The organism is Gilliamella sp. CG25 (assembly GCF_046635705.1).
Taxonomy (GTDB): domain Bacteria; phylum Pseudomonadota; class Gammaproteobacteria; order Enterobacterales; family Orbaceae; genus Gilliamella; species Gilliamella apicola_I.
This window is the reverse complement of record NZ_JBIDFJ010000004.1, coordinates 198,462-208,256: the sequence shown is the minus strand read 5'-3', so window position 1 is coordinate 208,256 and position 9,795 is coordinate 198,462. Positions and strand designations below refer to the sequence as shown.

Annotated in this window: 11 protein-coding genes and 1 pseudogene; 11 read left to right on the top strand and 1 reads right to left on the bottom strand. The window is 29.7% G+C overall.

Going from position 1 to position 9,795, the window contains the following annotated elements; all coding sequences use genetic code 11:
• The 11 genes and pseudogenes from ACGH6P_RS05140 to ACGH6P_RS05090 form a co-directional block, all read left to right on the top strand.
• Positions 1 to 1,157, top strand: a pseudogene (locus tag ACGH6P_RS05140) (hypothetical protein); the annotation flags it as partial.
• A 1-nt stretch (position 1,158) separates the two neighbouring features.
• Complete coding sequence (locus ACGH6P_RS05135) at positions 1,159 to 2,211, top strand: hypothetical protein (protein ID WP_411596883.1); 1,053 nt, start codon at positions 1,159 to 1,161, stop codon at positions 2,209 to 2,211.
• Positions 2,212 to 2,408: 197 nt separating this feature from the next.
• Positions 2,409 to 3,386 (top strand): hypothetical protein, encoded by a 978-nt coding sequence (locus ACGH6P_RS05130; RefSeq protein ID WP_267360110.1) that lies wholly within the window; start codon positions 2,409 to 2,411, stop codon positions 3,384 to 3,386.
• 10 nt (positions 3,387 to 3,396) lie between these two features.
• Positions 3,397 to 3,648 carry a hypothetical protein gene (locus ACGH6P_RS05125; protein WP_267360111.1) on the top strand — a complete coding sequence of 84 codons (252 nt, stop codon included), beginning with the start codon at positions 3,397 to 3,399 and terminating at the stop codon, positions 3,646 to 3,648.
• Between the two features lie 2 nt (positions 3,649 to 3,650).
• On the top strand, positions 3,651 to 4,079 hold the full coding sequence (locus tag ACGH6P_RS05120; protein WP_267360112.1) for a hypothetical protein: 429 nt from the start codon (positions 3,651 to 3,653) through the stop codon (positions 4,077 to 4,079).
• Positions 4,080 to 4,352: 273 nt separating this feature from the next.
• On the top strand, positions 4,353 to 5,099 hold the full coding sequence (locus ACGH6P_RS05115) for a M15 family metallopeptidase (protein ID WP_411596882.1): 747 nt from the start codon (positions 4,353 to 4,355) through the stop codon (positions 5,097 to 5,099).
• On the top strand, positions 5,071 to 5,511 hold the full coding sequence (locus ACGH6P_RS05110) for a hypothetical protein (RefSeq protein ID WP_411596881.1): 441 nt from the start codon (positions 5,071 to 5,073) through the stop codon (positions 5,509 to 5,511). The genes ACGH6P_RS05115 and ACGH6P_RS05110 overlap by 29 nt, the downstream gene beginning before the upstream one ends.
• Before the next feature lie 173 nt (positions 5,512 to 5,684).
• On the top strand, positions 5,685 to 6,326 hold the full coding sequence (locus tag ACGH6P_RS05105; RefSeq protein WP_411596880.1) for a hypothetical protein: 642 nt from the start codon (positions 5,685 to 5,687) through the stop codon (positions 6,324 to 6,326).
• A gap of 15 nt (positions 6,327 to 6,341) precedes the next feature.
• The gene (locus ACGH6P_RS05100; protein WP_267351220.1) at positions 6,342 to 6,956 is read left to right on the top strand and encodes a hypothetical protein; all 615 of its coding nucleotides are present in this window, start codon (positions 6,342 to 6,344) and stop codon (positions 6,954 to 6,956) included.
• Positions 6,957 to 7,150: 194 nt separating this feature from the next.
• Complete coding sequence (locus ACGH6P_RS05095) at positions 7,151 to 7,693, top strand: hypothetical protein (protein WP_267369608.1); 543 nt, start codon at positions 7,151 to 7,153, stop codon at positions 7,691 to 7,693.
• Positions 7,694 to 7,808: 115 nt separating this feature from the next.
• On the top strand, positions 7,809 to 8,270 hold the full coding sequence (locus ACGH6P_RS05090) for a hypothetical protein (RefSeq protein WP_267352433.1): 462 nt from the start codon (positions 7,809 to 7,811) through the stop codon (positions 8,268 to 8,270).
• A gap of 475 nt (positions 8,271 to 8,745) precedes the next feature.
• Here the strand turns inward: ACGH6P_RS05090 and allD are convergent, their stop codons facing one another.
• Positions 8,746 to 9,795 carry an ureidoglycolate dehydrogenase gene (allD, locus tag ACGH6P_RS05085; RefSeq protein WP_267360130.1) on the bottom strand — a complete coding sequence of 350 codons (1,050 nt, stop codon included), beginning with the start codon at positions 9,793 to 9,795 and terminating at the stop codon, positions 8,746 to 8,748.

Sequence of the window (9,795 nt, the reverse complement as noted above, 5' to 3'; positions counted from 1 at the left end):
CGGAAAACTATTTGGGTTATATAAAAGACGGTGATGAAGCAAAACGTGATGCATATGTTAGTAAGATGGACGCAAGCAAACAAGAATCAATAAAACAAGGCTTAGAACAACAAAAAAGAGATTATCAACGTTTTCCAGATGGTTATGAAGATGCACCCGACAAGAAATTAACACAAGAGCAACTTAAATTATTGGGTAAAATAAATGAGTTAGAAGAGAAGTATAAATTATGGGAAAAAAGCAAAGAAAAAGCGACAAAAATGCTTTGGTGGGATGATGTAGCCAAAGGTTTAGCTAAGCAAAAGCAGCAGACACAACAAAGTGAAGCGACCACTGAAAACAGTAAAACAGCAGCCCCCTCAACAAAACAAACCCAAACTTCATCAACGCCAGCCACCTTATGTCAAAAGGGTAGAGCGTGGTTTGTGAATCCGCTTACATTATATAATTTTGTTTCATGGAAAAGTTTGATAAATGTTGAAGTTTTCCTTACTAAGTATGAAAGCGAACATAAAAAATTTAAGAAAAACGAGAAAGATATTGTTCCGAACTTTAATCAGAAATCTAAAGATACTCTTCGTGGAATTATTGAAAGAATAAATCTATTTTATAAAAAAAATGATGACTTCAAACCGAACATTTACTATGTATCTTATATGTTAGCAACAGCTCGTTGGGAAGCTACCTGGGGAAATGATTTTTTCTGTGCATTGGAAGAACGTTCCGGTGGATTAGGAAAAGAATATTTTAATAAATATGACCCTGTATTAGCAAGCACTGAAGCTTTACGAAAAAAGGCTAAGGACAATGGAAATATAGTCGAAGGAGATGGTTATAGATATCGAGGGCGGGGGTTAGTCCATTTAACTTGGAAAAATAACTATAAAAAGGCTAGTAATTATTTGGGTGTTGATTTTATAACCGATCCAGATAAAGCTGCAGAACTTGACTTTGCTGTACCAATTATGATTTGGGGAATGATGAAAGGGGTTTTTACAGGTGGTAAATTACCTAAGTATATCTATAAAAATCATATCGATTACAAAACTGCAAGAAAAGTAATTAATGGGAGTGATAGTGCTGATAGCATAGCTTCTTTTGCGAACTTGTTTGAATCAATTCTTCGACAAACATCAAATTTAACTGAGGAATTCTAGAGTGAAAAAAATCATAATATTGATATTATTAATGATAATCAGTAGTTTTAGCTACGCAAAGCGACCTTGTAAAATTAAATCATCTCAAGAAAATAAACAATTTAGTATTGATTCAAAAGTTTATAAATTCACTTCTTATTTTTGTGAAGATGAAAATGATGAGGAAGAAGTTTTTGAAAAAAAAGCCATATTAGAAGTACAGGCAAAAAATACTAATAAATTATATAAAAATGTTATTGGAATACGCGGAATGCTGAATATTGCATTCGAAGCATGGAATAATCAGCCTGCATTGTATTACTTTATGCCAGCAGCTGAATCTATTGAAGCACATATACCTATTATTGTTAAAAATAATGATTTAATGGTTCAATGTATGTATATAAGTCAACAATTAAAAAATTTTATGGTAGCCAATTATTCGTATTGTGGTGATAAACAAATCATCCAAAATGGATTTGGTGAAGATGCAATTTTAAATCTATTTCCAGATTTTTATTTATACAGTATATACGATAATATCTACTATCCAGAAACTAATGAATATTTAACTGATAAAGAATTTGATGCTTTTATTGGTAAAATAGATGATATCAGTTTTTATCGACGATATTCATCACTTAATGATTATTTTTTGAATAAATTCAAAGTAATAATGGTAAATAAAGAAAAAGAATACTGTTTTAAAGAATCAAAAATTTACCAACGAATAGGGGAGGCAAAAACTGATGGAATTATTGGATTAGATGTTTTTGATGCAAAAGGAAAAAAAACTTTTTATGATAAAAAGGCATTATTAGAATTATTAAATAAATCTAATGTAGAACCCAATATCAAATCTTATATTCAGCAAGAAAAAATAAATCTTTATAATGAACCCAATGATAACGATTCAACAGATATTTATATAATAAAAAACGATATGGTAAAAATTTTGGATGTAATTTGGGCTGATGAACAACATTTGAGAGTATGGTTTAAGGTAAGTTATAGCAGTAAACAGAACGGTAAAATAATTAAATGGATTAAAGGGGATTCATTTACTATTTGGTAAATAAATTTATTAATAAAATATTTTGTTATTGCTAATGTATAAATTAAATTGTGAAAATAAAACTTTTATCCTGAAGTAATAAGAAAACAAGATTTATTACATCACCTAAATATACAAAAGCTTTATTGTCAAATTTTGATAAAAATTTCTCAATAACTATATGAAGGATTGGAGAAAAATATTTTAACAGGTAAACAATGAAAAAAATTTATATTTTTACAATATTGCTTTTTTTTAATTTTCCGATATTTGCGCAAATATGTAAGGAAAGTAAATTAAATGTTATTAAAGGTCAATTTATTAATGGCAATAATTTTGAAGGAAAATATATTTATTGTCGTTTGAGTAATCCTGAAGAAGACAAAATCTCACAAATTAATTTTAATTTAAATATAGATGGAACAATTAATAGTTATATTTACAACGGAGGAGGTAATCCATCAATTGAAACTTCAAATTTAGGTGTAATTTCTATTTTTGATAAATTTGGTGGAATGGAAAGCCCAGCTAAAATAACTTATTTAGCTAGTTTAAATAAAAAATTAATCATACTTGGCGAAATTAATCTAGATTATTCTCAAGGACAAGTTGTTAGTTATTCTATACAGAATATTAATGACAAACTAGACATTATGAGCTCTATTTTCTCAGAAAAAATAAAGCATTATTTTATAGATAATACTCAATTGTCTTATCCTGATTATTTTTTATTGCTGTTATTTAATTCATTTTTGGAAAAAAACATTTCAAAAGATTGGATAAAGCAGTTTTATAAAAAATTAAATTTAATGCAGCATCAAGATATCATTAATATTTATAGTCAAAATGTATTTTTTAAAAATACTACACTTTGTAATAAAGATAAAAATGAAAAAAATGCATTTGGATGTGAAGTTAACAATACTCAATTATCGTTATGTTATGATTATATTAATTCTAAGTTATTCTATAGGTTTGGTAGCCAGTCAAAATTAGAATTGCAATTAGTAAAAATAATTGATGATAAAGACAAGAAAAAATCTGTAATAACCTTTACCAATAAAGATACTGATTATTTGGTGGATACAAACCCAGGAAAAGAAGGTGTGAGAATTAAAAGAAAAGAGATGCACTTTAAGAAGTTTGAATGTAATCCAAGTACTATTGAACCAATGATTTTAAATAGTTTCAATTAAATAGGCTGTTTTGATAAAAATTAAAAGGAAGAACATAATAAAATATTTAGAACAGGATGGTGATGCTGAAGATGCTATTTATGATTGGGCTAAAGAATTTGCATCAGCAGGAGTACGTAAAGGGAAAACAATAAGTAAGGGAAGAATAGCTGTTTTTGAAGGTTCATCATATTATCAAGGAGATGGGCTAAATTCTGCCCATATATTACCAGATCAAATGGTTGAAGCCTTAAAAGAATCGAAAAATGGAAATTGGAGGTAAATATGAAAAGGTTAAAGTTTGCTCTTCTGTGTTTCATAATATTTGCAATTAATTATTCCTTAATAGCTCAAGCTCAAAGTAAAGAACTTATCAAATTAGATTTTAACGATTTCGCTATTAAAACTAAAACAAAAATTAAAAATGCAAACTTTGCATATCATTATTTGATTAAGGTTTATGGGTGTGGTGGTGGTGCAATTTGTGGAGAGATTCGAAACTTACTCTCTAACAAAGTTATTGGACTTCCTAATGCTTATTTAATAGAAGATGAAAATGGAGAAAATGGGTTTTCTATAGAGTATCACTTAAATAGTAGTTTAATTATTATTTCTGGAATAATAGCGGATCCTGATGAAAATGAAGCTAACGAAGGATATAGAAGAAGATATTATAATTTCATAAATGAAAAGTTTGAGCTTTTAGAAAAATGATTAACATTATTGGGGGGCTACAAATTAACTATTAGATGTTAAAAATCGTGATGATATTAAAGTATGAACAATTCAATTTATGGATATAAATTGAAAAAGCTCTTGTTGAAAAAATTTTTTCATGCAGTTGGAGCATTAAGTAATACTAAGATGTGAAGAAAGTCAATTGTTCGTTCTTAGAGATTAGAACAACAAAGAAGAGATTATCAACGTTTTCCAGATGGTTATGAAGATGCACCCGACAAGAAATTAACACAAGAGCAACTTAAATTATTGGGTAAAATAAATGAGTTAGAAGAGAAGTATAAATTATGGGAGAAAACCAAAGAAAAAGCGACAAAAATGCTCTGGTGGGATGATGTAGCCAAAGGTTTAGCTAAGCAAAAGCAGCAGACACAACAAAGTGATGCGACCACTGAAAACAGTAAAACAGCAGCCCCGTCAACTAAACAAACCCAAACTTCATCAACACCTGCCACCTTATGTCAAAAGGGTAGAGCGTGGTTTATTCACCCCATGGCAATGGTGAATTATTTTGATATCGAAGTGAAAAAAACTGAAACATGGGACAAAGTAACAAACTCTAGAATAATGTTATTACATCCACAAATTCGTCAAAAAGCAGTGAATTTTATCAATGAAGTTGAAAAAGAATTTGGTATACAGCTAAGAGTTACAACTGGGCTTAGAACTATTGAAGAACAAAATAGGCTTTATGAGCAAGGTAGAACTACATCAGGTAATATAGTGACTTGGGTTAGAGGGGGATATAGTTATCATAACTATGGACTAGCAATAGATGTTATAGAAATGAAAAATAACAAAGTTAACTGGGACGAAAGCGTTTTAAAAAGGATATCTCCTGTCGGTATAAGAAATGGTTTTTCGTGGGGAGGCGATTGGAAAAAGCAAAAAGATTATCCTCATTTTGAAATTACTTTTGGTTATAAAGCCTCAGAATTATTAAAAAAACATAATGAAGGAGAATTAGATGATGAAGGGTATATTATATTTAATTAGTCTTAATATTTTATTACTATCATTCGCTTTAAAAGCAGAAGAGATGACGCTTGAATCCTTACATTCGACAGAAGGATCTGTGTTAAATTGTAAAAAAGATCAACTTGAACTAGGAATTTATGGTGAGACATACCGTTCAAAAATTATGGTCATAAAAGTGAAAGATAAACTTGAAGTAAAATCAAACACCGAATACTACAATTTACCAATAGATTTTCATGATGAAAATTTGAAATCTGAAACTGTTTTTATTGTTGAAAGTAAATATTTTATTAAAAATAAAAAGATTATTTCTGCTATTTCACTTGATCCTTTGTTTTTAAAAAAGGCTAAAGAAGATTTGTCAACTTTAGTAGATGCGACAAATGAAGCTCATGAAAATAATAAATGTGTATCTTGGAATTTTATGTGAAGGTATAAAAATAACTTGTATTTTTATACCTTGCAAAGGTTAGAAGATATGTTAGGTTAAAGTTATACATTAAATGGGAAATAGAATTTTCCCAACCATATAAAAAAGGATACAAAGGATCATCATTTACATGTCCAGTATTATGATATGGATAAAATAAAGGAAATTAAAAAATGAAATATCTAATCTATCCCTTTATTATTTATTTATTGATATTTGAGCAATTTAGTTTGGTTATGGCTAATGATAAGATTGATCATGATTTGTTACATTTTCAAAAAATAGATCTACCGTTCACATCCAAGCAAGCAGCTAAATATTACTATTGGAAAGATGACATTTTATTTATTTCACCTGATGATAAATTACCTTATCGATTTTCGGTGGAAGAATATGCGTATAAACCTAAGATAACAAGATTTGATTGGAAACCTAGTTTTTATTTTCCTGCCATTTATTTTATTTATAAAAAAATTATATATAAAGGCATTATCTATATAGAATATGGCGATAATGATACGCCGATATTTATTTTCCAATTAAACAGCTACGATGTTAAAGGTAATTTTATAGATGCTATTAAGCTAGATGAACGGCTGAGTGCTGAAGGTGAAGCGCTATGGTGGAGCGACTTTAAAATCGAAGCAAATGGCAACATAATAGTAAATCAAATGGAACAAATATTGATTGATGATGAAAGATACAAAAATGGTGACATTCATATAATCAAAAAATCGGGATATCAAATGAGTGATACAGGGGTATTTAGAAAAGTTAAAGAAACGGTTGTTGATGAAATGTATCAAGAAAATTAAATAAGGAAAGATTTAATGAAAATTAAATATTATTTAGGGGTATTATTATTGATAAATACCTTATTTTGTTATGGTCATTCTTTTGTTATTGATGAAAAATATACTGGTGCGCCATTTGTCAAAAATATTAATACTGAAGAATTAATTGCTAGTTGTACTAAAGATGAAAGATTTTGGGAAATATTCGATAATGAACAACGCAAATTAGATTTGACACGTTGTCCTTTATATACAACAAAATTTAGTTTTAACAAATTGTATGACTTGCTAGATAAAAAAACAGTTATATACCATGATGGTGATTTAGAACTGGTGATGCAAAGAAAGCATTACAAAACAATAAATAATAAATCTACCCATTGGAATTATTGGAATAATTATAATGTTTATGAAGTTAATTTATCACTGGTGTATAAGCAAGAAATCAGAGATACCATTACATTAGCGGGTTATTCTTATAATCCTGATTTTAGTTTCTATTATCAAACTGACTATTATTACATTGATTTAACGGGTGATATATATACTTTATCACTGGAGGATTATAGTTATCGCATAAATTTAGTCAATAAAATGCATTATAAAATTGATAAACAAAATTTATGTTTTAATAACATAAATAATATTTAAAAGTAAGTAAATTATTTACTAAGTGTTAGTTAAAACCTAATAAGTATGTACAAAATTCATAATAGGTAATATTCCCCATTTTGAACATAATAGATATTGGGGGATATAACAAATCAAAAATTCCATTTGCTGACGATAAATATTCATGGCCCCCAATTTTAAAAGGAAATCCTCACGGTAAATAAGGATACAGTATGAAACAATTAATTTTATTATTATTGGTATTACCTAACTTAGTATCAGCACAGGAAATATATAAAGATTCGTCTAATCAAGAATATTTATTTTTAGGAAGTACAGAAAATGGTAAGCGAAATTTTTTAAATCTTAAAAATAAAAAGATAGATTGGATAAGCCTGTCAGAATTACAGCAAATGCAACAAATAGATTTATTAACACCACATATTTTTTGGGATAAAGTCAACAAAAACTCTATAGGGTTTCATGCGAGTGGTTATGAACCTTTTTGGAATGCCATAATAAGTAAGAATAAATTGCAATTTATGCTTAATAAAGAAGAAAACATTAAAATTTCTATAGATATAAAATCTTCTGCTTTAACAAATAATTTTGTGACAATTTTCCATTCTGATAAGGGTATATATGGTTTAATTCGTAGTCTTCCTAATGGAACTTTTTGCGAAGCAAATCTTGATGAGCTTACTTCAATATATGAAATTTTTATCGACTTTAAAGGTGAAATATTTGAGGGTTGCGCGCATTTAGATAAATTATGAATAAAGATAATAAAAACTTATTTTGTAGGAAAGATTAGACTACGCCGTCATTTAATTAACTATTCAAAAAGCTTAAGAGAAAAATATTTATCTGAATTACAAAAGGAGTTCAATCTTGAAGATAAAGACTTGTATTAACATCAATGTATCGCTTATAAGACAAGTGGAGAAGGTAAAAATCTTTATCTTCCTGCTGATCATTGGAATGTTGCCCCCAATTGTTACAAATGCTATTAACCGTGATGATATTAAAGTATTGACGATAAAAAAGACATTAGAGATAAATGATAATGGCTACATTAAGGATCTATGTGATAAGTGGCAATTAAATAAAAAAGATATTGTGCATTTTTTTTCTACAGCAGAAAAATCAATTAATTCTGCTCAAATAAATTCTTTTGATGTTTACTCTTGCAAAATCAAAGGTAACTTATTGATTAATGGAGTTAATAAGCAATATGATATTGATTTAGGTGGCTTAGCTTTCATTTATGGAAAAAATACAGAACAATTAATTTTTGGTTGTTCTAAAGGCGAGTGTTTAAAATATGTTCACCACGAGCCTTATGTTGAATAAAAAAATAACATTTATATTTTTATTAAAAGGAATAAATCTATAGATGATATTCCTCATTTTGAAAATATTTTAAGGGAATATAGCAAAAAAACCACCTTAACAACGGCACTGGGACGGCTATTAGTTCATTATCAAAGTGAATGGTATGAAGAGCTGAATGCAGAAGGAAAGCGACCGGAATGGGAAGCATTAAACAGTGAAATGACCGATGATGCGGAAAACTATTTGGGTTATATAAAAGACGGCGATGAAGCAAAACGTGATGCATATGTTAGTAAGATGGACGCAAGCGAACAAGAATCAATAAAATAAGGCTTAGAACAAGAAAAAATATTAACGCTTTGCTAAAGACGAGTTCCCTGTATACACAGGGATACATCATCAACAAAATCAATAAATTCTATAATTAACTATATTTGATGCAACAATAAAAGGTTATTTTTAGCTTGTAATCACTCTTAATTATTAACCCTTTTTATTCTGCAAATTTATTTTTGTGATCGTAACGATCATAGTGAACATCATCGCTAATCAAATATTGATAAATATCATCCACAATTTCGATCCCATTTTTAATATAATCTGCTTCCCGTTTTTTTCCTCTTTCACCAGGGAAGAATACTTCACTATTGCCTTTTGCAGGTTTTACCTGTTTCAATTGATCTAACATCGCAGACATGCTTTTTTTGAATACTTCAAGCCCAACAAAGTATTCTGGGTTAATGACAATATGTAAATGCCCTAGATCACGTCCTTTGGATAAATCGGCATACATCGAAGACACGTTTTTACCAAATGGTACACCAAGCAAAATTCCAGATAACACATCAACCATCATCATTAATCCATATCCTTTTGCATCTGCAATAGGTAATAAGGCATTGACTTTATAAGGATCGGTAGTGGCTTCACCTTGCTCATCAACAGCCCAAGTAGGGGGGATTGCTGCACCTTTAGAGCGAGCATACAATACTTTACCCCAAGCTTGTACAGTCGTTGCCATATCAAATGATACGACTCTTTCATCAGCAGAAGGGGCGGCAAAGGCGATAGGATTAGTGCCAAAAAATTCTTCGGCACCGCCAAAAGGTACCGCCATCGGATCAGATTGACACATTGAGATAGCAACAAGATTATGAGCGGCTGCCATTTCGGTAAAATAACATAATGAACCACTGTGTGACATGCGTCGAATACCGACAACGGCAACGCCATTTTTTTTGGCTAGTTCAATCGCTTTATCCATACCAATTTTTGCGCCAACCAAACCACATCCATTATCAAAATCGAGAATCGCACTAGCTGGCCCGGTTTCTTTATAGGTCATATTGGGGTTTGTGGTCATGCCACCTTTGGCTATCCGCTCAGAATAGTATTCAACTCTTACCGCTCCATGTGAGTGTATTCCCCTTGCATCAGCAAAGGCTAGTGCATCAGCAGCAATATCAGCATGTTCTTTGCTTAATCCTGCTTTATGTAGTTTTTTCGCAATTAAATTATGTAATGTTTTTCGGTCTACTCTCAT